Source organism: Pantoea agglomerans NBRC 102470 (genome assembly GCF_001598475.1).
GTDB lineage: Bacteria > Pseudomonadota > Gammaproteobacteria > Enterobacterales > Enterobacteriaceae > Pantoea > Pantoea agglomerans.
In genome coordinates this window covers 1-26320 of record NZ_BCZA01000015.1, presented here as the reverse complement: position 1 = coordinate 26320, position 26320 = coordinate 1, and the positions used below count along the sequence as shown (strand labels likewise).

Below are 26320 nucleotides of genomic sequence, written 5' to 3'. Positions count from 1 at the left end.
TTTGCTGAAGTCTCGTCTGATTACCGCGTTGATATTAATTCCGCTGGTAATAGCTGCACTGTTCTGGTTACCGCCTGTTGGCTTCGCCCTGACAACAATCGTTATCTGCATGCTGGCAGCCTGGGAATGGGGTCAGTTTGCAGGGATGGCATCACGGCAACAGCGCGTCTGGCTGGCTGTACTTTGTGGTCTGCTGCTGGCGCTGATGCAGTTTACGCTGCCACCTTATCAACACACGGTGCATCTGCCACAGATCGCGACATCGCTTTGGGCGTCGCTGGTGTGGTGGGTCGTTGCACTGCTGCTAGTGCTCTCCTATCCCGCTTCTGCGGCCTTCTGGCGCCATTCGCGTCCCCTTCGCTTACTGTTTGGCGTGTTAACGCTGGTCCCTTTTTTCTGGGGCATGGTGGCGTTGCGCCAGTATCACTATGACACCGACCACTTCGCCGGTGCCTGGTGGCTGCTGTTTGTGTTGCTGCTGGTATGGGGAGCGGATTCAGGTGCTTATATGTTTGGCAAGATGTTCGGCAAGCACAAGCTGGCGCCAAAGGTCTCACCAGGCAAAACCTGGGAAGGCTTCCTGGGCGGTCTGGTCACCTCGGCGCTGATTGCAGTGCTGTTTGCGACGCTGGCGCCACTGACGGTTTCCACCGGTACGCTGGTGATTTGCGCGATTATCGCGACGCTGGCTTCTGTGCTGGGCGACCTCACTGAGAGCATGTTTAAACGTGAAGCGGGCATCAAAGACAGTGGTAATCTGATTCCTGGTCACGGCGGCATTCTTGATCGTATTGATAGTCTGACTGCGGCGGTGCCGGTGTTTGCCTGTTTATTGCTGCTGGTGTTTCGCACCCTTTAAGGACAGGCAAAGATGTTGAGCATACTCTGGAGTTTCGTCGCCTTTATCGTTGCGCTGGGCGTATTAATTACCGTTCATGAGTTTGGACATTTCTGGGTCGCTCGTCGCTGTGGCGTCAAAGTTGAGCGCTTTTCCATTGGTTTTGGTAAGTCGCTCTGGCAGCGCCGTGATCGCCACGGCACCGAATTTGTCATCGCGCTGATTCCCCTTGGCGGCTACGTTAAAATGCTCGACGAGCGTGTTGAAAGCGTGCCAGCCGAATTTCGTAATCAGGCTTTTAACAACAAAGCCGTCTGGCAACGCGCCTCCATCATTGCGGCAGGTCCTGTCGCTAATTTCATCTTTGCCATCTTTGCCTACTGGGTTGTGTTTATTCACGGCGTGCCCGGCGTGCGCCCGGTAATCGGTGAAATTTTAAACGGTTCGGTGGCTGCGGAAGCTCAAATTACGCCCGGCATGGAACTTAAGGCTGTTGACGGTATCGAAACGCCTGACTGGGATGCTGTGCGTATGGCGCTGGTGGGTAAAATCGGCGACAGCAGCACCACCTTAACGGTGGCTCGATTTGGCGAGGACGCGACCCAGCAGAAACAGCTGGATTTGCGTAACTGGCAGTTTGAGCCTGATAAGCAGGATCCGGTCGTCGCGTTAGGGATTCAGCCACGCGGTCCGCAGATTGAGACCACGCTGGCAGAAGTGCAGGCGAACTCGCCAGCCAGTGAAGCCGGTTTGCAAGCAGGCGACAGGATCGTTAAAGTCGATGGTCAGCCATTATCGCAGTGGCAGACTTTTGTCATGCAGGTCCGGGATAACCCCGGCAAAAGCATGGCGCTTGAGGTGGATCGCGGCGGTGAGTCTATTGCGCTGACGATGACGCCAGAAGCGAAATCTGGCAGTAAAGCGGGATTTGCGGGTGTCATTCCGCGCATTGTTCCTCTGCCAGAAGAGTACAAGACGGTAAGACAGTATGGCGCGTTTGCGGCTATCGGTGAAGCTAGTGTAAAAACCTGGCAACTGATGAAGCTCACCGTCTCCATGCTGGGCAAGTTAATAACCGGTGATGTGAAGCTGAACAACCTGAGCGGGCCAATTTCGATTGCGCAGGGTGCAGGGTTGTCAGCAGAGTATGGGTTGATTTACTACCTGATGTTCCTGGCGTTGATTAGCGTCAACCTGGGCATCATCAACCTGTTCCCTCTGCCGGTTTTAGATGGTGGGCACTTGCTCTTCCTGGCGATCGAAAAGATCAAGGGTGGACCGGTGTCCGAGCGAGTTCAGGACTTTAGTTATCGCATCGGTTCAATTTTACTGGTGCTGTTAATGGGGCTTGCACTTTTCAATGATTTCTCACGTTTGTAACCGCTGGAACGCGAACATTCGAGGGATGTGTTAGGAAAACGCATAACAACGATGGCGATGAAAAAGTTGCTCATAGCGTCGCTGCTGTTTAGCAGCGCCACCGTTTACGGTGCAGACGATTTCGTAGTGAAGGATATTCATTTCGAAGGGCTGCAGCGAGTCGCCGTCGGCGCGGCTCTGCTGAGCATGCCAGTACGGGTTGGCGATACGGTGAATGACGATGATGTCAGAAATACCATTCGCTCGCTGTTCGCTACTGGCAACTTTGAGGATGTTCAGGTCCTGCGAGACGGTACAACGCTGATTGTCCAGGTCAAAGAACGTCCTACCATTGCCAGCATTACCTTCACCGGTAACAAAGCGGTGAAAGAGGATCAGCTCAAACAAAATCTGGAAGCCTCAGGTGTCCGTGTCGGCGAAGCGCTGGACCGTACCACCATCTCCTCTATCGAGAAGGGGCTTGAGGATTTCTACTACAGCGTAGGTAAATATACCGCCAACGTGAAAGCCGTGGTCACGCCACTGCCGCGTAATCGTGTGGATCTGAAGCTGGTCTTTACTGAAGGTGTCTCTGCAAAAATTCAGCAGATCAACATCGTCGGTAATAAAGCCTTTAGCTCCGATGAGCTGATTTCCCGCTTCCAGCTGCGCGATGAAGTGCCATGGTGGAACGTGGTCGGCGATCGTAAATATCAGAAGCAGAAACTGGCGGGTGACCTCGAGACCCTGCGCAGCTTCTATCTGGATCGTGGCTATGCACGCTTTAACATCGATTCGACGCAGGTCAGCCTGACGCCTGATAAAAAAGGCATCTACATCACGGTGAACATCACCGAAGGTGACCAGTACAAAATCGCTGGCGTGATCGTCAATGGCAGCATGGCGGGCCATTCAGCAGAAATTGAACATCTGACCAAGATTCCGGCGGGCGAGCTTTATAACGGCGCCAAAGTCACGAAAATGGAAGATGACATCAAGAAACTGCTGGGCCGCTACGGCTATGCCTATCCGCGCGTGGCAACACAGCCAGAAATCAACGACGCCGATAAAACCGTAAAACTGCATATCAATGTGGATGCGGGTAACCGTTATTATGTCCGTAACGTCCGTTTCGAAGGCAATGACACGTCGAAAGACTCCGTGTTACGTCGCGAAATGCGTCAGATGGAAGGCGCGTGGCTGGGCAGCGATCTGGTTGAACAGGGTAAAGAGCGCCTGAACCGTACCGGTTACTTTGAAACCGTTGATGTGGATACTCAGCGTGTGCCAGGTTCGCCGGACCAGGTTGACGTGGTCTACAAGGTTAAAGAGCGTAACACCGGTACCTTTAACTTCGGCGTCGGCTACGGCACCGAAAGTGGTGTGAGCTTCCAGGTCGGCGTCACGCAGGATAACTGGCTGGGCACCGGTAATACCGTGGGCATCAGCGGGACCAAGAACGATTACCAGACCTATGCTGAATTCTCGCTGACTGACCCTTACTTCACCGTTGATGGTGTCAGTCTGGGTGGTCGTCTGTTCTACAACGACTTTAAAGCAGATAACGCGGACCTTTCTGACTATACCAACAAAAGTTATGGTCTGGATGGCACGCTTGGCTTCCCGGTTAACGAAAACAACACCCTGCGTGTCGGTCTGGGCTATGTCCACAATGACCTGTCAAACATGCAGCCGCAGGTGGCGATGTGGCGTTATCTTGACTCGGTCGGCAAGCCGCAGCAGCTCAATGATGAAGGTGATTTCTCAGCAGATGACTTCACCTTTAACTACGGCTGGACTTATAACACCCTTGACCGCGGCTTCTTCCCGACGTCCGGTAACCGTACCAACCTGAACGGTAAGGTGACGATTCCGGGCTCGGATAACAGCTTCTATAAGGCCACGCTGGATACTCAGCAGTATGTGCCGATTAACCAGGATCGTACCTGGGTGCTGTTAGGCCGTGGTCGCGTAGGTTATGGCGATGGTCTCGACGGCAAAGAGATGCCGTTCTACGAGAACTTCTACGCCGGTGGTTCAAGCACCGTGCGCGGCTTCCAGTCCAACACCATTGGACCGAAAGCAGCCTACTTAAATAACAACTCGTCGAACTGCCGAATCGCCGATCCAAATGGCGTCTGTAAGTCTGACGATGCGGTGGGCGGTAACGCCATGGCGATTGCCAGCCTTGAGCTGATTACGCCAACGCCGTTCCTGAGCGAGAAGTATGCTAACTCGGTTCGTACCTCGGTGTTTGTCGATGCCGGTACAGCGTGGGATACCCATTGGGAAAATACCGCAGAAACGCGTGCGGCGGGCATTCCTGACTACAGCGATCCAAACAATATCCGTGTATCCAGCGGTGTTGCGCTACAGTGGATGTCACCGCTCGGCCCGCTGGTGTTCTCTTACGCCCAGCCGATGAAGAAAGTCGATGGAGACAAGTCAGAGCAGTTCCAGTTTAACATTGGTAAAACCTGGTAATGTTCTGAGCATGGATGCATAGCTGAAGTATTGCTGCCGGACAGCACCTGTTGCTGTTCCGGGGCAAACACTGTGTCGCTGACACAAACGTTGATGGTAAGGAGTTTATAGTGAAAAAGTTGTTGTGTGCCGCAGGTCTGGGTCTTGCTTTAGCGGTCTCCGCTGGTGTTCAGGCTGCCGACAAAATTGCAGTGGTAAACGTGTCCAGCATTTTCCAACAGTTACCGCAACGTGCGACTGTTGCTAAACAGCTGGAAAACGAGTTCAAAGGCCGTGCAACTGAGTTGCAGAGCCAGGAGCGCGATCTGCAAACCAAAATGCAGCGTCTGCAGCGTGACGGTTCTACCATGAAGGCGAGCGAACGCAGCCGTATGGAAAAAGATGTCATGTCTCAGCGTGAAGCTTTCTCTACAAAAGCCCAGTCTTTTGAGCAGGATAATCGCCGTCGTCAGATGGAAGAGCGTAACAAGCTGCTGAGCCGTATTCAGGATGCCGTGAAGAAAGTCGCTGACAGCGATGGTTACGACGTCGTGATCGACGCTAACGCGGTGGCTTATGCGTCAAACGCAAAAGACATCACTGCTGACGTGCTGAAACAGGTTAAATAATTCATGTCATCTATTCGACTGGCTGATTTAGCCCAGCAGTTGGATGCAGAATTGCACGGAGATGGCGATATCGTCATCTCCGGCATTGCTTCTATGCAATCCGCCACAACTGGCCAAATCACTTTTCTTGCAAACAGCCGTTACCGCGAGCAACTCGCCCTGATTAAGGCCTCAGCCGTGGTGCTGACGGAAGCGGATCTGGAGTGGTGCAATACCGCAGCGCTGGTGGTGAAAGATCCCTACCTGACCTATGCGCGTATGGCACAAATACTCGATACCACGCCACAGCCAGCGCAAAATATTGCCCCCAGTGCAGTGATCGATCCCTCAGCCCGACTCGGCAGCAACGTCGCCATTGGCGCCAATGCGGTGATCGAAGCGGATGTTGAGCTGGGCGATAACGTGGTCATTGGTGCAGGATGTTTTGTTGGCAAAAAAACCCGTATCGGCAGCGGTACCCGTCTCTGGGCCAACGTCTCTGTTTATCACGAAATTGAAATCGGTCAGGATTGCCTGATTCAGTCAGGTACCGTCATCGGTTCTGATGGTTTCGGCTATGCCAACGATCGTGGTAACTGGGTGAAAATCCCGCAGTTAGGCGCGGTGATAATCGGCGATCGCGTAGAAATAGGTGCCTGCACCACTATCGATCGCGGTGCGCTGGATAACACTCTGATCGGCAATGGTGTTATCATAGACAACCAGTGCCAGATCGCTCACAACGTAGTTATTGGCGACAATACTGCGGTTGCAGGCGGTGTGATCATGGCGGGTAGTTTGAAAATTGGGCGTTACTGTATGATTGGCGGTGCCAGCGTCATTAACGGCCATATGGAAATCTGTGACAAAGTAACGGTGACCGGTATGGGTATGGTCATGCGTCCTATCACAGAGCCTGGTGTCTATTCATCAGGCATTCCGCTGCAACCCAACAAAACCTGGCGCAAAACTGCAGCGCTGGTGATGAACATCGATGACATGAGCAAACGCTTAAAAGCCATCGAGCGCAAGGTCGGCAAAGACGACTAACCGCCATCCCAAAACTGACCGGCTTTCATAATAAAAATGTTAAGCAGGGAAGCCCGGCGCCACAGAACCTATTTGCGGCCTGCGGAAGATCATTTTGATCTGTGCAGGCCGTGTTATTGATGTCATCAGATTTTTAGGACAGGAAGAGTATTTTGACTACTGAAACTCATACTCTGAAAATTGAAGAGATTTTAGAGCTGCTGCCGCACCGCTATCCGTTTCTGCTGGTAGACCGCGTGCTGGAATTTGAAGAGCACAAATACCTGCGTGCAGTGAAGAACGTTTCTGTTAATGAACCGTTTTTCCAGGGGCATTTCCCTGGTAAACCGATTTTTCCTGGCGTTCTGATCCTGGAAGCGATGGCGCAGGCTACCGGTATTCTGGCGTTTAAAAGCGTAGGTAAACTGGAGCCAGGCGAACTCTACTACTTTGCCGGTATCGACAGTGCCCGTTTCAAGCGCCCTGTGGTACCAGGCGACCAAATGATCATGGAAGTCACTTTCGAGAAAACCCGCCGTGGTCTGACCCGCTTTAAAGGCGTGGCGACCGTCGACGGTAAAATCGTTTGTGAAGCGACCATGATGTGTGCCCGCAGCCGGGAGGCATAATTCGTGATTGATCCAACAGCCACTATCCATCCCAGTTCTGTCATCGAAGAGGGCGCTATTATTGGCGCCCGCGTTCACATTGGCCCGTTTTGCTTTATTGGTGCGAATGTTGAGATCGGTGAAGGAACGGTACTGAAGTCACATGTTGTGGTGAACGGCCACACGCGCATCGGAAAAGATAATCAGATTTATCAGTTCGCCTCAATTGGCGAAGTGAATCAGGATCTGAAATATGCCGGTGAGCCAACACGGGTTGAGATCGGTGATCGTAACCGCATCCGTGAAAGCGTGACGATTCATCGCGGCACCACGCAGGGTGGCCAGGTCACCACAGTGGGCAGCGATAATCTGCTGATGGTTAATGCTCACATCGCGCATGACTGCGTGATTGGCAACCGCTGTATCTTCGCCAACAACGCCACCCTGGGTGGTCACGTGACGGTCGATGATTTCGCCATTATTGGCGGCATGACAGCGGTACATCAGTGGTGCATCATCGGTGCTCACGTGATGGTTGGCGGCTGTTCGGGCGTGGCGCAGGATGTGCCGCCTTACGTTATTGCGCAGGGCAACCACGCTACGCCGTTCGGGATCAATATCGAAGGTCTCAAGCGTCGTGGCTTCAGCAAAGAGTCGTTGCACGCTATCCGCAACGCCTACAAGTTGCTCTATCGCAGCGGCAGAACGCTGGAGGAAGTGAAACCGGAGATCGAAGCCATCGCACAGCAGCACAGCGAAGTGCAACCTTTCTACGATTTCTTCACCCGTTCAACCCGTGGATTAATTCGTTAATCCATGTCAGCGCGTCCCTTAACGATTGCCCTGGTCGCCGGAGAAACCTCCGGCGATATTCTTGGTGCAGGTCTGATCCGTGCCCTGAAAGCCCGTCATCCGGATGCACGCTTTGTCGGCGTGGCGGGTCCCCTGATGCAGGCAGAAGGGTGTGAAGCCTGGTATGAGATGGAAGAGCTGGCGGTGATGGGCATTGTCGAGGTGCTCGGTCGCCTGCGACGCCTGCTGACAATCCGTCGCGATCTCACCCGGCGTTTTACCGAACTCCGACCCGATGTCTTTGTCGGGATTGATGCGCCCGATTTCAATATCACGCTGGAAGGCAATCTTAAACGCACTGGCATTCGCACTATCCACTATGTCAGCCCCTCGGTGTGGGCATGGCGGCAAAAGCGTGTCTTTAAGATTGGTCGTAACACCGATCTGGTGCTGGCGTTCCTGCCATTTGAAAAAGCTTTTTACGATCGCTATAACGTTCCCTGTCGTTTTATCGGTCACACCATGGCGGATGCCATGCCGCTGCAACCCGATAAGCTGGCTGCACGCCGTCATCTGGGCATTGCCGATGATGCGCTCTGCCTGGCCTTGCTGCCCGGCAGCCGGGGTGCGGAAGTGGAAATGCTCAGCGCCGATTTTCTGAAAACCGCTCAGTTGCTGCGTCGTCACTATCCGGCACTGGAAATCGTGGTGCCGCTGGTCAACGCCCGTCGCCGCGAACAGTTTGAGAAGATTAAAGCCGAAACCGCCCCCGAACTGCCGATGCATCTGCTTGATGGTCAGGGACGTGAGGCGATGATTGCGAGCGATGCCGCACTCCTGGCGTCAGGCACTGCCGCACTGGAGTGTATGCTGGCAAAATGCCCAATGGTCGTCGGTTATCGCATGAAGCCGGCCACCTTCTGGCTGGCAAAACGGCTGGTCAAAACCCCTTACGTCTCGCTGCCAAACCTGCTGGCAGGGCGTGAGCTGGTCAAAGAGTTACTGCAGGATGAGTGTCAGCCTGAAGCCCTGGCCGCAGCGTTAGATCCGCTGCTGCATGCCGGGCCTGAGCGAGAAACACTCCTGCAGACGTTTCATGAATTACATCAACAGATCCGCTGGAACGCCGATGAGCAGGCAGCGGATGCGGTACTGGAGCTGGTGAATGCCTGATTTTATCTATCCTGTAGCCAGACTGATTGCCGGTGTGGACGAAGTGGGACGCGGTCCGCTGGTTGGCGCGGTCGTTACTGCTGCGGTGATCCTCGATCCGGCAAACCCGATTACCGGCCTGGCCGACTCGAAGAAACTGTCTGAAAAGCGCCGCCTCGCGTTGTATGACGAAATCAAAGAGAAAGCGCTGGCATGGAGTCTGGGACGCGCAGAGCCTGAAGAGATCGATCAGCTCAACATTCTGCATGCCACTATGCTGGCGATGCAGCGCGCCGTAGCTGGCCTTGGCATTCAGCCCGATTATGTGCTGATTGATGGTAATCGTTGCCCGGCATTGCCAATGCCTTCACAGGCGGTAGTTAAAGGGGATAGTCTGGTTGCCGAAATCAGTGCAGCATCGATCATCGCCAAAGTGTCGCGTGACCAGGAGATGACCGAACTCGATCTGCTGTTCCCGCAGTATGGTTTTGCGCAGCACAAAGGTTATCCGACGGCGCTGCATATGGAAAAACTGACGCAGTATGGCGTCACGCCGCACCACCGTCGCAGTTTTGCGCCCGTACGCAATGCGCTGCTCGATGCTGAAGTACTGGCTGCACGCCAGACCCTTACGCTTTAATAGCCTGACGCTGTTTTAACCGGAAACTGATATGGCTGAACCCCGTTTTATACATCTGCGTGTCCACAGTGACTATTCGATGATTGATGGCCTGGCGAAAACCGGGCCGTTAATCAAGAAGGCGGCTGCCCTTGGCATGCCGGCTATCGCGATTACCGACTTCACTAACCTCTGTGGCCTGGTGAAATTTTACGGTGGCGCACATAGCGCAGGGATAAAGCCGGTCATTGGTGCCGATTTCAACGTTGCCAGTGAACTGATGGGGGATGAACTGACACAGCTTACTGTGCTGGCGTCCAGTAATACCGGATATCAGAACCTGACGCTGCTGATCTCCCGTGCCTATCAGCGTGGGTATGGCGTGGACGGACCGATCATCGACCGCGACTGGCTGATTGAATTGCAGGAAGGATTAATCCTGCTGTCGGGCGGACGGCGCGGCGATGTGGGTCGCAGCCTGCTGCGCGGCAACAATGCCCTGGTTTCGCAATGCCTGTCGTTTTACCAGCAACATTTCCCCGATCGCTACTACCTGGAGCTGATTCGTACCGGCCGTCAGGACGAAGAGAGCTATCTGCATGCGGCAGTTGAACTGGCGATTGCAGAGGGAATACCGGTCGTTGCCACCAATGAAGTCTGCTTTATCAATGCAGAAGATTTCGATGCGCACGAAATTCGCGTCGCCATTCATGACGGCTATACGCTGGATGATCCCAAGCGTCCGCGTAACTACAGTCCTCAGCAATATATGCGCAGCGAAGAGGAGATGTGCGAGCTCTTCTCGGACATCCCGGAAGCGCTGGAAAACAGCGTAGAGATTGCTAAGCGTTGTAACGTCACGGTCCGGCTGGGCGAGTACTTCCTGCCGCAGTTCCCGACCGGTGATATGACCACCGAAGATTATCTGGTGGTGAAATCCCGTGAGGGTCTGGAAGAGCGTCTTGAGTTCCTGTTCCCGGACGAAGCCGAACGCCTTGAGAAACGCCCGGAATATGATGAACGTCTGGAGATTGAACTCAACGTTATTAACCAGATGGGTTTCCCCGGCTACTTCCTGATCGTAATGGAGTTCATCCAGTGGTCCAAGGACAACGGCGTGCCGGTCGGGCCGGGGCGTGGTTCCGGTGCCGGTTCGCTGGTGGCCTATGCGCTGAAAATCACCGATATCGATCCGCTGGAATTTGACCTGCTGTTCGAACGCTTCCTGAACCCGGAACGCGTCTCGATGCCCGATTTCGACGTCGACTTCTGCATGGAGAAGCGCGATCAGGTGATCGAACACGTTGCAGATATGTACGGACGTGAAGCGGTTTCCCAGATTATTACCTTCGGCACCATGGCGGCGAAAGCGGTCATTCGCGATGTGGGCCGCGTGCTGGGACATCCTTACGGCTTCGTTGACCGCATTTCAAAACTGATCCCGCCCGATCCCGGCATGACGCTGGAAAAAGCTTTTATTGCTGAACCGCAGCTTCCCGCCATGTATGACGCGGACGAAGAGGTTAAAGCGCTGATCGACATGGCGCGCAAGCTGGAAGGGGTCACGCGTAACGCCGGTAAACATGCGGGCGGCGTGGTCATTGCGCCAACGAAGATCACCGATTTTGCGCCGCTCTATTGCGATGAGCATGGGCAGTTCCCGGTAACTCAGTTCGATAAAAATGATGTGGAATATGCCGGCCTGGTGAAGTTCGACTTCCTGGGTCTGCGTACGCTGACCATCATCGACTGGGCGCTGAAGATGATCAACCCGCGCCGGGAAAAGCAGGGGCTGGAGCCGATCGATATCGCCTCTATCCCGCTGGACGATAAGAAAAGCTTCGATATGCTGCAGCGCTCGGAAACCACTGCGGTGTTCCAGCTTGAATCGCGCGGCATGAAAGATCTGATTAAGCGTCTGAAGCCCGACTGCTTCGAAGATATGATCGCACTGGTGGCGCTGTTCCGTCCTGGCCCACTGCAGTCCGGCATGGTGGATAACTTCATTGACCGTAAGCATGGCCGTGAAGCGATCTCCTATCCCGACATTCAGTGGCAGCACGAAAGCCTGAAACCGGTGCTGGAACCGACCTACGGCATCATCCTTTATCAGGAACAGGTGATGCAGATCGCCCAGGTTCTCTCCGGTTACACGCTGGGCGGTGCGGATATGCTGCGTCGCGCCATGGGTAAAAAGAAACCCGAGGAGATGGCTAAACAGCGTTCTGTATTCCGCGACGGTGCCGAAAGTATGGGCATCGACGGGGAACTGTCGATGAAGATCTTCGATCTGGTAGAAAAATTTGCAGGTTATGGCTTTAACAAGTCACACTCTGCTGCCTACGCACTCGTCTCCTACCAGACGTTGTGGCTGAAGGCGCACTATCCGGCTGAGTTTATGGCTGCGGTCATGACCGCCGATATGGATAACACCGAGAAAGTGGTTGGCCTGGTCGATGAGTGCTGGCGGATGGGACTGAAAGTCCTGCCGCCTGATATCAACTCCGGTCTCTATCAGTTCCATGTTAATGACGCGGGCGAGATCGTTTACGGTATCGGCGCGATCAAAGGCGTCGGTGAAGGCCCGATCGAAGCGATCATCGACGCCCGTAACGAAGGCGGTTATTTCCGCGAGTTGTTTGATCTCTGCGCCCGTACCGACACCAAAAAGATCAACCGTCGGGTAATGGAAAAATTGATCATGTCCGGGGCCTTTGATCGCCTTGGACCGCATCGTGCTGCGCTGATGAGTTCACTCAGTGACGCGTTAAAAGCGGCCGATCAGCACGCGAAAGCGGAAGCGATTGGCCAGGCTGATATGTTTGGCGTACTGGCGGAAGAGCCGGAACAGGTTGAGAAATCGTACGCCAGCGTCACGCCGTGGCCTGAGCAGGTGCAGCTGGATGGCGAACGGGAAACGCTGGGTCTTTACCTTACCGGCCACCCGATTAATCAGTACCTGAAAGAAATTGAGCGTTACGTTGGCGGGGTGCGGCTGAAAGATATGCATCCTACCGATCGGGGTAAAATTACCGTGGCGGCCGGTCTGGTGATCGCGGCACGGGTAATGGTCACCAAACGCGGCAACCGAATTGGTATCTGTACTCTGGACGATCGCTCCGGTCGTCTTGAGGTGATGTTATTTACCGATGCGTTAGATAAATACCAGCAGTTGCTGGAGAAAGACCGAATTCTGATCGTCAGCGGACAGGTCAGCTTTGATGACTTCAGTGGTGGCCTTAAAATGACCGCTCGTGAAGTCATGGACATCGACGAAGCTCGCGAAAAATACGCGCGCGGACTTGCTATCTCGCTGACGGACAGGCAAATTGATGACCAGCTATTAAACCGACTCCGTCAGTCTCTGGAACCTCATCGATCAGGGACTATTCCGGTGCATCTCTACTATCAGAGAGCCGACGCGCGAGCGAAGCTGCGCTTTGGTGCAGCGTGGCGAATTTCGCCCAGCGATCGTTTACTTAACGATCTGCGCTCGTTGATTGGATCGGAGCAGGTGGAACTGGAGTTTGACTAGAACAGGAACATTATGAGTCTTAATTACCTGGATTTTGAACAGCCAATTGCAGAACTGGAAGCGAAGATCGATTCGCTGACCTCAATTGGTCGTCAGGATGATAAACACGTTAATCTGGATGAAGAAGTTCAGCGTCTGCGTGAGAAAAGCGTTGAGCTGACCCGTAAGATCTTCGCCGATTTGGGCGCATGGCAAATCGCTCAGCTGGCGCGTCATCCTTTGCGTCCTTACACCTTTGACTACGTGCGCAACGCCTTCGACGATTTCGATGAGCTGGCGGGCGACCGTGCTTATGCCGATGACAAAGCGATTGTGGGCGGGATTGCACGTCTTGATGGACGTCCGGTGATGATCATCGGGCACCAGAAAGGCCGTGAAACCAAAGAGAAAATTCGCCGTAACTTCGGCATGCCAGCACCGGAAGGCTATCGCAAAGCGCTGCGCCTGATGGAGATGGCTGAGCGTTTCAAAATGCCAATCATCACCTTCATCGACACACCGGGTGCCTATCCGGGTGTGGGCGCGGAAGAGCGTGGGCAGTCTGAAGCGATTGCCCGCAACCTGCGTGAAATGTCTGGCCTGAAAGTGCCGGTGATCTGTACGGTCATCGGTGAGGGCGGTTCAGGTGGTGCGCTGGCGATTGGCGTGGGCGACAAAGTGAATATGCTGCAGTACAGCACCTATTCAGTGATCTCGCCGGAAGGCTGTGCATCTATTCTGTGGAAAAGCGCTGACAAAGCGCCGCTGGCCGCTGAAGCGATGGGCATTACCGCTCACCGTCTGAAAGAGCTGAAGCTGATTGACTCCGTGATCCCTGAGCCGCTGGGTGGCGCGCATCGCCGTCCGGTTGATATGGCGCAGTCACTGAAGCAGCAGCTGCTGGCCGATCTGGCCGATCTCGATGGATTTAGCACTGAAGAGCTGCTGGATCGTCGTTATCAGCGCCTGATGAGCTACGGCTACGCCTGATTTAGCCCCATCAATAAAAGCGGACTCCGGTCCGCTTTTTTTATGCCGCCGGTTTATCTCCGCACGCTATTCCCTTCTCTTTCAGCGCCATCCGATAGCCGCCTTGCTACACCTTCCGCGGGTTAGCGGTTATGCTTGTCCGGTTCCACAATAATCAGGGAGATGGGCATTGAATATTCTGGCGATCATGGGCGCGCACGGCGTGTTTTATAAAGATGAACCGTTACGCGAACTCGACGCGGCGTTAAATCTGCAAGGCTTCAGGCTGCTTTACCCGAAAAACAGTGACGATCTGCTGAAACTGATCGAGCACAATCCGCGTATCAGCGGCGTCATCTTCGACTGGGACGCGCACAACAGTCCGGAACTCTGCGGTGAGATTAATCAGCTCAACGAATACCTGCCGCTGTACGCCTTTATCAACACCCACTCGCAGATGGACATCAGCGTCAATGAGATGCGTATGCCGCTGCACTTTTTTGAGTACGCGCTGAATGCCGCTGACGATATCGCGCTGCATATCCGGCAATATACCGATGACTATCTCGACCACATTACGCCGCCGCTGACTAAAGCGCTGTTCACCTATGTGAAAGAGGGCAAGTACACCTTCTGCACGCCGGGCCATATGGCGGGTACCGCGTTTCAGAAGAGCCCGGTGGGCTGCCTGTTCTACGATTTCTTCGGGGCCAATACCCTGAAATCGGACATCTCAATTTCCGTTACCGAACTGGGTTCGCTGCTTGATCACACCGGTCCGCACCTTGAAGCGGAGGAGTACATTGCACGCACTTTTGGCGCCGAGCAGAGTTACATGGTGACCAACGGGACCTCAACGTCGAACAAAATTGTCGGCATGTATGCCGCACCGGCGGGCAGCACCGTGCTGATCGATCGCAACTGCCACAAGTCACTGACCCATCTGCTGATGATGAGCGATCTTATCCCCATCTGGCTGAAGCCGACCCGCAATGCGTTGGGTATTCTCGGCGGTATCCCGAAGCAGGAGTTCACCCGCGAGAGTATTTCGCTCAAGGTGGCTGCCACCGACCGTGCCACGTGGCCGGTTCATGCGGTGATCACCAACTCCACCTATGATGGGCTGCTCTACAATACCCAGTACATCAAAGAGACACTGGATGTACCGTCGATTCATTTCGATTCAGCCTGGGTGCCTTACACTAATTTCCATCCGATCTACGCCGGTAAAAGTGGCATGAGTGGCGACCGCATCCCGGGAAAAGTGGTGTATGAGACGCAATCGACCCACAAACTGCTGGCGGCGTTTTCGCAGGCATCAATGATTCACATTAAGGGCGACTACGACGAACAGACGTTTAACGAAGCCTACATGATGCACACCACCACCTCGCCCAATTACGCCATCGTCTCCTCTATTGAAACTGCTGCTGCCATGCTGCGTGGCAATCCCGGTAAACGACTGATCAATCGCTCGGTGGAGCGCGCGCTGCACTTCCGTCGGGAGATCCAGCGCCTGCGCGAAGAGTCCGACAGCTGGTTCTTTGATATCTGGCAACCGGAAGAGGTTGACGAAGCGCAATGCTGGCCGATCCAGCCCGGCGACGAAGAGTGGCACGGATTTACTCAGGCCGATCGCGATCACATGTACCTGGATCCGATCAAAGTCACCATTCTGACGCCGGGCATGAGCGAACTGGGGAAGATGGCGGAAGAGGGGATCCCGGCGGCGCTGGTGGCGAAGTTTCTGGATGAGCGCGGCATCGTGGTGGAGAAAACCGGTCCCTATAACCTGCTGTTCCTGTTCAGCATCGGCATCGACAAAACCAAAGCAATGAGCGTGCTGCGCGGACTGACCGAGTTCAAACGCGCCTACGATCTTAATCTGCGGGTGAAAAACATGCTGCCGGATCTCTATGCCGAAGATCCTGACTTCTATCGCAATATGCGCATTCAGACACTGGCGCAGGGGATCCATCAGTTGATCCGTCATCACGATCTGCCGCGTCTGATGCTGCAGGCATTTGATGTCCTGCCCGAAATGAAGATGACGCCGCATCAGGCATTTCAGCAGCAGGTGAAGGGCAATATCGAAACGGTGGAACTCAGCGAGCTGGTCGGGCGGGTGTCAGCCAATATGATTCTGCCTTATCCGCCAGGCGTTCCACTGGTGATGCCAGGCGAGATGATTACTGAGAAGAGCCGCGCGGTGCTCGATTTTCTGCTGATGCTGTGCAGCATTGGACGGCATTATCCGGGCTTCGAAACGGATATTCACGGTGCCAGCCTGACCGAAGAGGGCGAGTATCGCGTCCGCGTGCTGAAAAACGACCTCGCATAAACCTTTAAACGACTATCAGCGGCAGGGTGTCTGCGGACAGCCTGCCCGAATCAGGGAATTGAACATGTTGCAGTTAACCGCTATTCACCACATCGCCATCATCGCCTCTGACTATCAGCGCAGCAAAGCATTCTATTGTGATGTACTGGGTTTCCGTCTGATGGGCGAGTATTACCGCGAAGCGCGGGACTCCTGGAAAGGCGACCTTGCCCTACAGGATCGCTATACCATTGAGCTGTTCTCTTTTCCTGAGCCGCCGGCGCGGGTCAGTCATCCCGAAGCGTGTGGCCTGCGTCATCTGGCCTTTACCGTGCCGGATGTTGCCGCTGCCGTCGCGACGCTGGCCGATAAAGGCGTTATCTGCGAGCCGATTCGCATTGATGACCTGACCGGTAAACAATGCACTTTCTTTGCCGATCCGGATGGTTTGCCGCTGGAGCTTTATCAGGCGTAAAATAGCGCGCTCAGCGGGCGACATTCAGTGGCCCGATTTTCTGGATTCTGCCATGTCTTTGCCCGCTTTTGACACTCTGTTGCAATCTGATGCCGCCCTGGTGGTCGCATTCAGCGGTGGACTGGATTCAACCGTGCTGCTGCATCAGCTTCGCGGCTGGCAGCAGCAGCATCCTCAGTTGCGCCTGCGGGCACTGCATGTTCACCATGGGCTTAGCCCGAATGCCGATCGCTGGGCAACCCATTGCCAGACGATTTGCGCGCAGTGGCAGCTGCCCTGTGAAGTGCTCCGCGTTAACGTTGATGGCCGGGAAAACGGCATTGAAGCAGCCGCCCGCACTGCCCGTTATCAGGCGCTGAGTGCGGCACTGCAGCCGGGCGAAGTGTTACTCACAGCGCAGCACCTCGACGATCAGTGCGAAACATTCCTGCTGGCGCTGAAGCGCGGCAGTGGTCCCGCCGGGCTGGCAGCGATGCCCGCGACACGCACGCTGGGTTCTCATCAGCTGGTGCGTCCGCTGCTGAATCAGACGCGACAGTCGCTTGAAGCCTATGCCGACGCGCATCAGCTGGCGTGGATTGAAGATGAGAGCAATCAGGATCTTCGCTACGACCGCAACTTTCTGCGTCAGCGGCTGCTGCCTGAGCTTCACCAGCGCTGGCCCCATTTTGCCGAGGCAGCGGCCCGCAGTGCGGCGTTATGCAGTGAGCAGGAGCAGTTGCTGGATGAACTGCTCGCAGGGCAACTGGCAGAGCTGATCCAGCCTGATGGCAGCCTGTACTTTCCACCCTTAATGATCATGAGTGAGCTGCGTGCTAATGCCTTGTTGCGGCGCTGGATCGCCGGACAGGGGAGGGCAATGCCGTCCCGTGAAGCGCTGAAACGCATCCACGACGAAGTGATGGCGAGCCGGGAGGATGCGCAGCCCCGGCTGCGATTCGGTCAGGCTGAACTCCGTCGTTACCGTCAGCAGCTCTACTGGCTGCCGTTGTTCAGTTCACTGCGCGACACCGAGCTGGCATGGCCCGATCTCTGCCAGCCGCTGGCGTTACCGCAGAACCTTGGCACGCTGCGTGCCAGCCAGTCAGAGAGCCTGTTGCGCTATCCTGAGCCGGATGAGCAGGTCAGCGTGCGGTTCCACGCACAGGGTCATGTCCATCTGGTGGGCCGTCGTGGCGGAAGGGAAATGAAAAAACTGTGGCAGGAATTACAGATACCACCGTGGCAGCGTGAACGGCTGCCGTTAATTTTTTATAACCAGACGCTGGTCTGCGTTCCGACTCTCTTTGTCACCCGTGATGGCGCGGCCACTGATCAGCAGGGCTGGCAGATAGTCTGGGATGGGGCATCCGGCACAGGAGAACAACCATAATGAAACAGTGGCTTATCGCCTGTTTAGCGGTCACCGTGTTACCGGCATGGGCAGCGGGTGATGTGCAGCGCGGCGCACAGAAAGCGGGCAGTTGCATGGCCTGTCATGGCGCAGCGGGAAAAGCGGCGGTGCCGCTCTATCCTGACCTGGCCGGGCAGCACGCACCTTATCTGGAACATGCGCTGCAGGCCTATAAAAAGGGCGAACGCAGTGGCGGTCAGGCTGAAGTCATGAAGGCGTTTGTGGCGGGATTGAGTGACAGCGATATGGCGGATTTAGCGGCGTACTACAGTTCGTTGCAGCCCTGAAGTTTAACAGGGCGGAAAGGTCCCGCCCTGAATGCGTAGGTTACTCTGCGCTGACAACCACCGTACCCAACTCGGGATGGGTGAAGCTGGCGATATGGTCGAGACGTAATTCGCGATGTTCACTGGAAAGATCGATAGCCAGATATTCAACGTTCTTACGTGAAAAGATCTCTTTGGCTTTTGCCTTAAGCTGCTCGCCATCTTTCATTTCCAGCGACAGCATCCAGTTGTTCTGGCAGGCGAGTTCCAGATTATCGTAATCATCGCAATTGATAGGTTGGTACGCTTCATTTATCAACATAGTCGCTCACCAATAAGTTAGCAGCGGCGTAGGCCGCCTGTTCCCTGACAGAAGAGTTTAGCTCAGTATTTGCGGCAACATCATTAAGTGCCTTCAATGCGCAGCCAATCGCATCCGGTATGTAACCTAAATCCCCGCTGCCGATTTCGGCATACTTCCGGCGAACTAACTCACAATAATTTTGCACGTGGCCCTCCTCGGCAGAGCGTAAATACTCTGGTTAACTGGCGACTATATCATAGCCATTTAGAGGAAATCAGCCTGCGTAAAGCAGGAACAGTGCGCGAATCACTGCTAAAGTGACAGATTCCGCTGTCTGAGGCGGAATAAATCAGAGCACAAAAGGTTAATTTGATGAACAGGTTATCGGAGGTCAACGTGGTTAAGGTGTGGGGAGCGAGCTTATGATTATGCTATCCCGTTCGGTTGAGATTCCGGAAAGTGAGATCGAGCTGACGGCGATTCGTTCTCAGGGCGCAGGCGGACAACATGTCAATAAAGCCAGCACCGCCATTCATCTGCGCTTCGATATTGCTGCCTCTTCACTGCCCGCGTTTTATAAAGAGCGGCTGCTCACCGCCACTCATCATTTGATTACCGGTGATGGCGTTGTGGTGATCAAGGCGCAGGAGTATCGCAGTCAGGAGATGAATCGTGAAGCAGCGCTGCAACGTCTGGTTAATCTGATCCAGGAGCTGAGTACCGTGGAAAAAGCCCGGCGCGCCACGCGGCCGACCCGCGCCTCAAAAGAGCGCCGTCTTGAAGGAAAAGCCCGCCGCAGTTCAACTAAATCGATGCGCGGCAAGGTGCAATAAAAAACGCCCCGCAGGCGGGGCGTTTGAGTACTTACAACGTCAGGGGCGAGCGGCGAAGAGTTCGAGCCTGCTCAGGGAACGGGGTCAGATCGGAAAGTCGCTAAAGCCATCCATGGCCGCTCGGCCCGCACCGTCCCTGGCGCGGGACGCTTTCCTCTCCTGACCCGGTTCCCTTCGCGTTGAGCTCATCTGTTGCGGCCAGATTCAGCCCGCTTTGATTAACGCTAAGAACTTACTTATTCAGAGCCTTCAGCAGGAATTCAACAATTTCATCCTGCTTAATCATCTGCTTCTCACCGGCACGACGTGATTTGTACTCAATCTCCTGATTATCGAGATTGCGGTCACCAATGACGATGGTGTGTGGCACGCCGATCAGTTCCATATCAGCGAACATCACGCCCGGACGCTCTTTACGGTCATCCAGAATAACCTCAACGCCTTTGGCACGCAGGGTGGCATACAGCTCTTCCGCCAGCTCTTTAACCCGGAACGATTTCTGCATATTCATTGGCAGAATCGCAACCTCGAAAGGTGCCAGTGCGGCTGGCCAGATAATGCCGCGGTCGTCATGGTTCTGCTCAATGGCTGCCGCAACAACGCGGGTGATGCCGATGCCGTAGCAGCCCATGCTCATCACCTGATTGCGGCCATCTTCGCCCTGAACAGACGCTTTCAGCGCGTCAGAATACTTGGTGCCGAGCTGGAAAATATGACCGACTTCGATGCCGCGCTTAATCTGCAGCGTACCTTTACCATCCGGGCTTAAATCGCCTTCGACCACGTTACGGATATCCGCAACGCTGGCCAGCGGCAGATCGCGCTCCCAGTTAATGCCGAAGTAGTGCTTACCATCGACGTTGGCACCGGCGCTGAAGTCGCTCATCTTCGCCACGGTACGATCAGCAATAACAGGCATCTGCAGACCAACCGGGCCGATTGAACCCGGTCCGGCACCCACTGCAGCGCGAATCTCTTCTTCGGTCGCGAACACCAGCGGTGACGCAACGATCTCTGACTTCTCCGCTTTGATCTCATTAAGCTGATGATCGCCGCGTACCAGCAGGGCAACCAGCGCGTGGCCACTCTCTTCGGCACCTTTAACAATCAGCGTTTTCACTGTTTTTTCAACAGGCACACTGAATTGCTCAACCAGCTCCGCGATAGTTTTTGCGTCTGGCGTCTCGACCAGTTGCATCTCCTGCGACGGCGCTGCGCGCTCACCGGCGGGTGCGACGGCTTCGGCCAGCTCAATATTGGCCGCGTAATCAGAATCGGTAGAGAAGATCACATCATCTTCACCGCTCTGCGCCAGAACCTGGAACTCATGGGAGGCGCTGCCGCCAATCGAGCCGGTGTCGGCCTGCACGGCGCGGAAATCCAGACCCATACGGCTGAAGATCTGGCTATAGGCGCGGTACATCGCGTCATACGTTTCCTGCAGCGACTCCTGCGAAACGTGGAACGAGTAAGCATCTTTCATGATGAATTCACGTGAACGCATCACGCCAAAGCGCGGACGGACTTCATCACGGAATTTGGTCTGGATCTGATAGAGGTTGAGCGGCAGTTGCTTATAAGAGCTCAGCTCATTGCGGATCAGGTCAGTGACCACCTCTTCATGCGTCGGACCCAACACGAACGGACGCTCGTGGCGATCTGCAATACGTAACAGTTCCGGGCCATACTCCTCCCAGCGACCGCTCTCCTGCCACAGGTCGGCGGGCTGCACAACCGGCATTAAAATCTCAACCGCGCCCGCGTTGTTCATCTCTTCGCGCACGATGTTTTCGACTTTTTTCAGCACGCGAACCCCGGTCGGTAACCAGGTGTACAAGCCAGAAGCCAGTTTGCGGATCATACCGGCGCGCAGCATCAGCTGGTGGCTGATCACTTCAGCGTCGGAAGGCGTCTCTTTCTGAGTAGAGAGCAGATATTGAGTAGTACGCATTGATTACGGTTCCAGTTGATCGGAAAGTCACAGACAGAATTTTGCTGGCGGCTAGTGTACCAGTGAGATCACCGGCTCAAAAGCGGGTTTTAACGCGGGTCGATGGCGATCACTTCAGTACCGGCATCGTCAATGCGCCAGCGTACATTAAAATCCATCAGCCAGGCCGCATATTCCCGCGCCTGTGTCTCGCCCTGACGGTAAGCGGGACGGGGATCCTGTGCCAGCACTTCACTGATAAAGCGAGCCAGATTGGGGTAGCGCGACTGCTGGTGAAGCTGCTGTTGTGCCAGCGCGGAGAAGCGAACCGGCATATCAGCCGCAGGTGCCGCCTGAGCAAAACCCGCCTGGGCATGGGGCAATGCTTCGGCAAAGGGCAGATAAGGTTTGATATCCACCACCGGGGTGCCATCGACCAGATCCAGACTGCCAAGCTGCAGGATCACCTGCTGTTTTTCAATCCTGATACCTTTTAGCTCAACCAGCGACATGCCAATGGGATTGGGACGGAACGTTGAACGTGTCGCAAATACACCCATGCGCGCATTGCCGCCCAGCCGGGGAGGGCGAACCGTGGGACGCCAGCCGCCCTCCATCGTCTGATGGAAGACAAACAGCAGCCAGAGGTGGCTGAACGCTTCCAGTCCACGCACCGCTTCCGGCTGATTGTAAGGTGGCTGCAGGTGCAGTTCGCCGCCGCCATCCTGCACCAGCCCTGGCTGGCGCGGCACGGCAAACTTCTCCTTCCATGGTGAGCGGATTACCCCAATTTGCGCAAAGGCAAATTCACTCATTGATTGCTGACTTTCAGTGCCGAACCCTGACACACCGCCTGACGATAGCAGCCTGGCGTGCCGGTGACGATTTCACACTGATGCAGCAGCACCGCATTGGCTTTCATCTGTGACGCTTTGATCTGCAGACGTTTACGTGCAGTAGCGATGTTGGCTGGGGAGTTCTGATTACTCATCTGGCAATCTTCAGCGGAGACTTCACCCAGATCGCGGAACGGCTTGCTGACCAGATCGGCGGCATCAGTATAGAGCTTAACCGGTGCCGGTCGTGACACAGGCTTGCGGGTGGGTTCACTGGATTGCTGCGGCCGGGACGGTGCGCTGCTTATCGGGTGATACTCATGAACACACCCTGTCAGCATCAATGCTAACAAGCAGAGCGGTAAAAAACGCATGGCAACATCCTCAGGTTTCAAAAAGTGGCGTTATTGAAACAAGGACAAGAATAAATAACAAGTCGGGCAGGGCACCCAATAACAGAAAGGGCGGCATAGCGCCGCCCTTAAGGAGATGAACAGCTGAATTACCAGCCTTTAACCGCGCCGCCGTTAAAGACTTTGTTAGCGGCATCGTAGACTTCGTCAGACTGGTAAGCCTTGACGAATTTCTTCACGTTTTCCGCATCTTTATTATCTTCGCGCGCCACAATCAGGTTCACGTACGGTGAATCTTTATCTTCGACGAAAATGCCATCTTTGGCTGGCGTCAGGCCAATCTGGCTGGCGTAGGTGGTGTTGATAACCGCCAGCGCGATCTGCTGATCGTCCAGTGAGCGTGGCAGCTGCGGCGCTTCCAGCTCAACAATTTTCAGATGCTTAGGGTTTTCAGTGATATCCAGTGAGGTTGGCAGCAGGCCCACGCCATCTTTCAGCTTGATCAGACCCACTTTCTGCAGCAGCAGCAGCGTACGGCCCAGGTTGGTCGGGTCGTTTGGAATGGCAACCTGAGCGCCATCCTGCAGCTCATCCAGTGACTTGATCTTTTTCGAATAGCCCGCGATCGGGTAGACGAAGGAGTTACCCACTGAAACCAGCTTGTAGCCACGATCTTTGATCTGCTGATCCAGATACGGTTTGTGCTGGAAAGCGTTGACGTCGATATCGCCTTTGCTCAGCGCTTCATTCGGCAGTACGTAATCGTTGAAGGTGACCAGCTCAACGTCCAGACCATATTTCTCTTTGGCAACTTTCTGCGCTGCTTCAGCAACCTGCTGCTCAGCACCGACAATCACACCCACTTTGATGTGGTTAGGGTCTTTCTCTTTTTGATCGCATCCTGCCAGCGCAATCGCGCCAATCAGTGCACCCACAGCGGCAATTTTCTTGAATCTGAAAGACATATCCTTTCCTTCTTAATAATGTGATATTGCTGGCTTATTTATGGGACACCGCATGCACGATGCGGTCGCCACAGAATTGAATGAGATACACCAAAACCACTAACAACACCAATACCGTATTCATCACAGTGGCGTTATATCCGATATAACCATACTGATAACCGATCTGGCCCAGACCACCGGCACCCACCGCGCCACCCATGGCGGAGTAACCAACCAGGGTAATCAGGGTGATGGTCGCAGCATTCACCAGGCCAGGCATCGCTTCCGGCAGCAGAACCTTACGGATGATCTGCATTGGCGTGGCGCCCATAGCTCGTGACGCTTCAATCAGTCCGGTTGGCAGTTCCAGCAAGGCATTTTCAACCATACGTGCGATAAACGGTGCCGCGCCAACGGTCAACGGCACGATGGCCGCCTGCAGTCCGATTGAGGTGCCGACGATTACGCGAGTAAAAGGAATCATCCAGACCAGTAAGATAATGAAAGGAATGGAGCGGAAGATATTCACCAGCGCGGAGAGCACGCGATAAAGTCCCTGATTCTGCAGAATCTGGCCCGGACGGGTGACATAGAGTAAAACGCCGACCGGCAGACCCAGCACAAAACCGAAAAAGCCCGAGACGAAGGTCATCATCAGCGTTTCCCACACGCCCCGTCCCAGCAACCACATCATCGCTTCAGACATAACCTAACACCTCTACTTTCACATGATTCTCCTTCAGCCAGGCTATCGCCTCGCGGGTATCGCTTTTTGTGCCGTGCATTTCGGCCAGCATAATGCCGAACTTCACGCCACCGGCGTAATCCATCTGGGCACTGATAATGTTGTTATTCACGTTGTAACGGCGGGCAGCTTCAGACAGCAGCGGCGCATCAACCGATTTACCGGTGAATTCCAGTCGCAGCAGGGGCACGGTGCCTTCAGCGGCGGTGGCAGAAAGGCGCTGCTGGTAATCATCCGGAATATCCAGATGCAGCGTAGACTGAATAAACTGCTGCGCCAGCGGTGTCTTAGGATGAGAGAAGACCTCACTGACGCTATCTTTCTCAATCAGCTCACCGTGACTGATGACCGCAACCTGATCGCAGATGCGTTTCACTACATCCATTTCATGGGTGATCAGCAGAATCGTCAGCCCAAGCCGGCGGTTAATGTCTTTAAGCAATTCCAGAATAGAGCGGGTCGTCGCGGGATCCAGTGCACTGGTAGCTTCATCACACAACAGAACCTTGGGATTGCTGGCCAGGGCGCGGGCAATCGCGACACGCTGCTTCTGACCGCCCGAGAGATTCGCAGGCCAGGCATCATGCTTATCTGATAATCCCACCAGTTCCAGCAGTTCAGTTACGCGAGCCGTGATCTGAGCGCGGGAGAGATTACCGAGTTCCAGTGGAAGAGAGACGTTACCCGCGACGGTACGGGAGTTCATCAGATTAAAGTGCTGGAAGATCATGCCGATCTGGCGGCGCGCCTGGGTTAACTGACGTTCGTTGAGTGCGGTTAAATCAGCACCGTCTACCAGTACGCGGCCCGAAGTAGGGCGCTCCAGCAGGTTAACGCAACGAATCAACGTACTTTTACCGGCACCGGAAGCACCGATAACGCCATAAATCTGTCCGGCAGGCACGTGCAGGCTGACATCCGTTAGCGCCGGAACAGACCGCGTACCTTGCTGAAACACCTTGGTAATATTTTCTAGTTTAATCATTATGTTATTTATTATCGTGTTGCGTTGTCCGTGGTGTGGGAAGCCTCGTCGCTTTTATTCGGTATAAAAGCTGGATGGATGTTAAGGCATCCAGACGTCTAAATCAATGGAAGTGATTCAATCTGACATTCTCCCTTTTATAGCAATCATGCGATACTGATCGGCAATTTTTACAGCAGGAGTTTCTACGTGGCGAATAAAGTCCCCGCTATTTTTCTTGATCGTGATGGCACCCTTAATGTCGACAATGGCTATGTCCATGAGATCGATGACTTCCAGTTTATTGACGGCACGATTGAAGCGCTGCAACAACTAAAGGCAATGGGTTTTGCGCTGGTGGTTGTGACCAATCAGTCTGGCATCGCGCGCGGTATGTTTACTGAAGATACCTTTATGCGGCTGACAGAATGGATGGACTGGTCGCTGGCCGATCGCGATGTTGATCTTGATGGCATCTATTTCTGTCCTCACCATCCTGAAGCAACAGTAGCAGAGTTCCGTCAGGCCTGTGACTGCCGCAAGCCTCAGCCAGGTATGCTGCTGACGGCACAGGAAGAACTGAATATTGATATGGCCGCTTCTTATATGGTGGGTGACAAGCTGGAAGACATGCTGGCAGGGCAGGCTGCCGGTGTCGGCATGAAAGTCCTGGTGCGCAGCGGCAAACCGGTCACCGCTGAAGGTGAAGCAGCAGCAGATTGGGTGATTAATAGCCTGGCAGAGCTCCCGGCGCGCATTAAAAAGGGGTAAAACGGCGCTTTTGTGCAAATTTCAGACGAACAGAAAAAAAGTCTCAATTTGCACTTGCGCTATCTGAGCCGTTCCCTATAATGCGCCTCCACTGACACGGCAAACCGGAAACGGAAAACGGGTTGAGAGGCACAGGAGACTGCGCCGCCGGAGAAAAACTTCTGAGAAAGAGGTTGACTCTGCAGGAGGGAAGCGTAATATACGCCACCTCGCGACAGGACGCTAACGCACT

General features: G+C 54.6%; 25 protein-coding genes. 17 read left to right on the top strand and 8 right to left on the bottom strand.

Going from position 1 to position 26320, the window contains the following annotated elements; all coding sequences use genetic code 11:
* Position 1: 1 nt before the first annotated feature.
* The 15 genes from cdsA to PAG01S_RS20555 all read left to right on the top strand — a co-directional run bounded on the left by cdsA (position 2) and on the right by PAG01S_RS20555 (position 18426).
* Entirely contained in the window at positions 2-859 is an 858-nt protein-coding gene (gene cdsA / locus PAG01S_RS20625) for a phosphatidate cytidylyltransferase (RefSeq protein ID WP_010254111.1), read from the top strand.
* A gap of 12 nt (positions 860-871) precedes the next feature.
* Positions 872-2218 (top strand): sigma E protease regulator RseP, encoded by a 1347-nt coding sequence (rseP, locus tag PAG01S_RS20620; RefSeq protein ID WP_062759651.1) that lies wholly within the window; start codon positions 872-874, stop codon positions 2216-2218.
* Positions 2219-2269: 51 nt separating this feature from the next.
* Positions 2270-4681 carry an outer membrane protein assembly factor BamA gene (bamA, locus tag PAG01S_RS20615; RefSeq protein WP_010254119.1) on the top strand — a complete coding sequence of 804 codons (2412 nt, stop codon included), beginning with the start codon at positions 2270-2272 and terminating at the stop codon, positions 4679-4681.
* Positions 4682-4791: 110 nt separating this feature from the next.
* Positions 4792-5289 (top strand): molecular chaperone Skp, encoded by a 498-nt coding sequence (gene skp / locus PAG01S_RS20610; RefSeq protein ID WP_010254125.1) that lies wholly within the window; start codon positions 4792-4794, stop codon positions 5287-5289.
* A 3-nt stretch (positions 5290-5292) separates the two neighbouring features.
* Positions 5293-6318 (top strand): UDP-3-O-(3-hydroxymyristoyl)glucosamine N-acyltransferase, encoded by a 1026-nt coding sequence (lpxD, locus tag PAG01S_RS20605; RefSeq protein WP_010254128.1) that lies wholly within the window; start codon positions 5293-5295, stop codon positions 6316-6318.
* Between the two features lie 152 nt (positions 6319-6470).
* The gene (fabZ, locus tag PAG01S_RS20600; protein ID WP_003852639.1) at positions 6471-6926 is read left to right on the top strand and encodes a 3-hydroxyacyl-ACP dehydratase FabZ; all 456 of its coding nucleotides are present in this window, start codon (positions 6471-6473) and stop codon (positions 6924-6926) included.
* 3 nt (positions 6927-6929) lie between these two features.
* Positions 6930-7718: an acyl-ACP--UDP-N-acetylglucosamine O-acyltransferase gene (gene lpxA / locus PAG01S_RS20595; RefSeq protein WP_010254134.1), complete on the top strand. Its 789-nt coding sequence runs from the start codon at positions 6930-6932 to the stop codon at positions 7716-7718.
* 3 nt (positions 7719-7721) lie between these two features.
* Positions 7722-8870, top strand: coding sequence for a lipid-A-disaccharide synthase (lpxB, locus tag PAG01S_RS20590; protein ID WP_010254138.1), 1149 nt, complete (start codon positions 7722-7724; stop codon positions 8868-8870).
* Positions 8863-9489, top strand: a complete 627-nt coding sequence (gene rnhB, locus PAG01S_RS20585) for a ribonuclease HII (RefSeq protein ID WP_022625455.1) — start codon at positions 8863-8865, stop codon at positions 9487-9489. Before lpxB ends, rnhB begins: the two co-directional genes overlap by 8 nt.
* Before the next feature lie 31 nt (positions 9490-9520).
* Complete coding sequence (dnaE, locus tag PAG01S_RS20580) at positions 9521-13003, top strand: DNA polymerase III subunit alpha (protein WP_033756640.1); 3483 nt, start codon at positions 9521-9523, stop codon at positions 13001-13003.
* 12 nt (positions 13004-13015) lie between these two features.
* Positions 13016-13972: an acetyl-CoA carboxylase carboxyl transferase subunit alpha gene (gene accA / locus PAG01S_RS20575; RefSeq protein WP_010254150.1), complete on the top strand. Its 957-nt coding sequence runs from the start codon at positions 13016-13018 to the stop codon at positions 13970-13972.
* 169 nt (positions 13973-14141) lie between these two features.
* The gene (locus PAG01S_RS20570; protein ID WP_010671866.1) at positions 14142-16292 is read left to right on the top strand and encodes a lysine decarboxylase LdcC; all 2151 of its coding nucleotides are present in this window, start codon (positions 14142-14144) and stop codon (positions 16290-16292) included.
* A 64-nt stretch (positions 16293-16356) separates the two neighbouring features.
* Positions 16357-16746, top strand: coding sequence for a VOC family protein (locus tag PAG01S_RS20565; protein WP_010671867.1), 390 nt, complete (start codon positions 16357-16359; stop codon positions 16744-16746).
* A 52-nt stretch (positions 16747-16798) separates the two neighbouring features.
* Positions 16799-18118, top strand: coding sequence for a tRNA lysidine(34) synthetase TilS (gene tilS / locus PAG01S_RS20560; RefSeq protein WP_062759650.1), 1320 nt, complete (start codon positions 16799-16801; stop codon positions 18116-18118).
* A complete protein-coding gene (locus tag PAG01S_RS20555) occupies positions 18118-18426 on the top strand; it encodes a c-type cytochrome (RefSeq protein ID WP_062759649.1) in 309 nt (102 codons plus the stop codon). Before tilS ends, PAG01S_RS20555 begins: the two co-directional genes overlap by 1 nt.
* Positions 18427-18466: 40 nt before the next feature.
* On the opposite strand, the gene rof is transcribed toward PAG01S_RS20555, so the two are convergent.
* Both rof and PAG01S_RS20545 read right to left on the bottom strand, forming a co-directional pair.
* Positions 18467-18727, bottom strand: a complete 261-nt coding sequence (gene rof, locus PAG01S_RS20550; RefSeq protein WP_062759648.1) for a Rho-binding antiterminator — start codon at positions 18725-18727, stop codon at positions 18467-18469.
* A complete protein-coding gene (locus PAG01S_RS20545) occupies positions 18714-18914 on the bottom strand; it encodes a YaeP family protein (RefSeq protein WP_010254172.1) in 201 nt (66 codons plus the stop codon). Before PAG01S_RS20545 ends, rof begins: the two co-directional genes overlap by 14 nt.
* A 217-nt stretch (positions 18915-19131) precedes the next feature.
* On the opposite strand from PAG01S_RS20545, the gene arfB reads away from it, so the two are divergent.
* Entirely contained in the window at positions 19132-19542 is a 411-nt protein-coding gene (gene arfB / locus PAG01S_RS20540; protein WP_062759647.1) for an alternative ribosome rescue aminoacyl-tRNA hydrolase ArfB, read from the top strand.
* A gap of 232 nt (positions 19543-19774) precedes the next feature.
* On the opposite strand, the gene proS is transcribed toward arfB, so the two are convergent.
* The 6 genes from proS to metN all read right to left on the bottom strand — a co-directional run bounded on the left by proS (position 19775) and on the right by metN (position 25338).
* A complete protein-coding gene (proS, locus tag PAG01S_RS20535; protein ID WP_010671869.1) occupies positions 19775-21493 on the bottom strand; it encodes a proline--tRNA ligase in 1719 nt (572 codons plus the stop codon).
* Positions 21494-21582: 89 nt separating this feature from the next.
* Positions 21583-22287, bottom strand: coding sequence for a tRNA (N6-threonylcarbamoyladenosine(37)-N6)-methyltransferase TrmO (gene tsaA, locus PAG01S_RS20530; protein WP_010254180.1), 705 nt, complete (start codon positions 22285-22287; stop codon positions 21583-21585).
* Positions 22284-22682 carry an envelope stress sensor lipoprotein RcsF gene (rcsF, locus tag PAG01S_RS20525; protein WP_010254182.1) on the bottom strand — a complete coding sequence of 133 codons (399 nt, stop codon included), beginning with the start codon at positions 22680-22682 and terminating at the stop codon, positions 22284-22286. Before rcsF ends, tsaA begins: the two co-directional genes overlap by 4 nt.
* A 128-nt stretch (positions 22683-22810) precedes the next feature.
* The gene (locus tag PAG01S_RS20520; RefSeq protein WP_010254184.1) at positions 22811-23626 is read right to left on the bottom strand and encodes a MetQ/NlpA family lipoprotein; all 816 of its coding nucleotides are present in this window, start codon (positions 23624-23626) and stop codon (positions 22811-22813) included.
* Positions 23627-23660: 34 nt separating this feature from the next.
* A complete protein-coding gene (locus PAG01S_RS20515) occupies positions 23661-24314 on the bottom strand; it encodes a methionine ABC transporter permease MetI (protein ID WP_003852613.1) in 654 nt (217 codons plus the stop codon).
* Positions 24307-25338, bottom strand: a complete 1032-nt coding sequence (metN, locus tag PAG01S_RS20510; protein WP_033756655.1) for a methionine ABC transporter ATP-binding protein MetN — start codon at positions 25336-25338, stop codon at positions 24307-24309. Before metN ends, PAG01S_RS20515 begins: the two co-directional genes overlap by 8 nt.
* Before the next feature lie 189 nt (positions 25339-25527).
* Between metN and gmhB the strand changes: the two genes are divergently transcribed.
* A complete protein-coding gene (gene gmhB, locus PAG01S_RS20505; protein WP_031591190.1) occupies positions 25528-26088 on the top strand; it encodes a D-glycero-beta-D-manno-heptose 1,7-bisphosphate 7-phosphatase in 561 nt (186 codons plus the stop codon).
* The last annotated feature ends 232 nt before the right edge of the window (positions 26089-26320 follow it).

Bases quoted from the DNA above. Each gene is read 5' to 3' on its own strand.
- tilS (WP_062759650.1), top strand. From the start codon at position 16,799: ATGTCTTTGCCCGCTTTTGACACTCTGTTGCAATCTGATGCCGCCCTG.
- bamA (WP_010254119.1), top strand. From the start codon at position 2,270: ATGGCGATGAAAAAGTTGCTCATAGCGTCGCTGCTGTTTAGCAGCGCC.
- arfB (WP_062759647.1), top strand. From the start codon at position 19,132: ATGATTATGCTATCCCGTTCGGTTGAGATTCCGGAAAGTGAGATCGAG.
- lpxB (WP_010254138.1), top strand. From the start codon at position 7,722: ATGTCAGCGCGTCCCTTAACGATTGCCCTGGTCGCCGGAGAAACCTCC.
- accA (WP_010254150.1), top strand. From the start codon at position 13,016: ATGAGTCTTAATTACCTGGATTTTGAACAGCCAATTGCAGAACTGGAA.
- PAG01S_RS20515 (WP_003852613.1), bottom strand. From the start codon at position 24,314: ATGTCTGAAGCGATGATGTGGTTGCTGGGACGGGGCGTGTGGGAAACG.
- PAG01S_RS20565 (WP_010671867.1), top strand. From the start codon at position 16,357: ATGTTGCAGTTAACCGCTATTCACCACATCGCCATCATCGCCTCTGAC.
- PAG01S_RS20520 (WP_010254184.1), bottom strand. From the start codon at position 23,626: ATGTCTTTCAGATTCAAGAAAATTGCCGCTGTGGGTGCACTGATTGGC.
- rnhB (WP_022625455.1), top strand. From the start codon at position 8,863: ATGCCTGATTTTATCTATCCTGTAGCCAGACTGATTGCCGGTGTGGAC.
- rof (WP_062759648.1), bottom strand. From the start codon at position 18,727: ATGTTGATAAATGAAGCGTACCAACCTATCAATTGCGATGATTACGAT.
- PAG01S_RS20555 (WP_062759649.1), top strand. From the start codon at position 18,118: ATGAAACAGTGGCTTATCGCCTGTTTAGCGGTCACCGTGTTACCGGCA.
- metN (WP_033756655.1), bottom strand. From the start codon at position 25,338: ATGATTAAACTAGAAAATATTACCAAGGTGTTTCAGCAAGGTACGCGG.
- rseP (WP_062759651.1), top strand. From the start codon at position 872: ATGTTGAGCATACTCTGGAGTTTCGTCGCCTTTATCGTTGCGCTGGGC.
- lpxD (WP_010254128.1), top strand. From the start codon at position 5,293: ATGTCATCTATTCGACTGGCTGATTTAGCCCAGCAGTTGGATGCAGAA.
- dnaE (WP_033756640.1), top strand. From the start codon at position 9,521: ATGGCTGAACCCCGTTTTATACATCTGCGTGTCCACAGTGACTATTCG.
- tsaA (WP_010254180.1), bottom strand. From the start codon at position 22,287: ATGAGTGAATTTGCCTTTGCGCAAATTGGGGTAATCCGCTCACCATGG.
- rcsF (WP_010254182.1), bottom strand. From the start codon at position 22,682: ATGCGTTTTTTACCGCTCTGCTTGTTAGCATTGATGCTGACAGGGTGT.
- proS (WP_010671869.1), bottom strand. From the start codon at position 21,493: ATGCGTACTACTCAATATCTGCTCTCTACTCAGAAAGAGACGCCTTCC.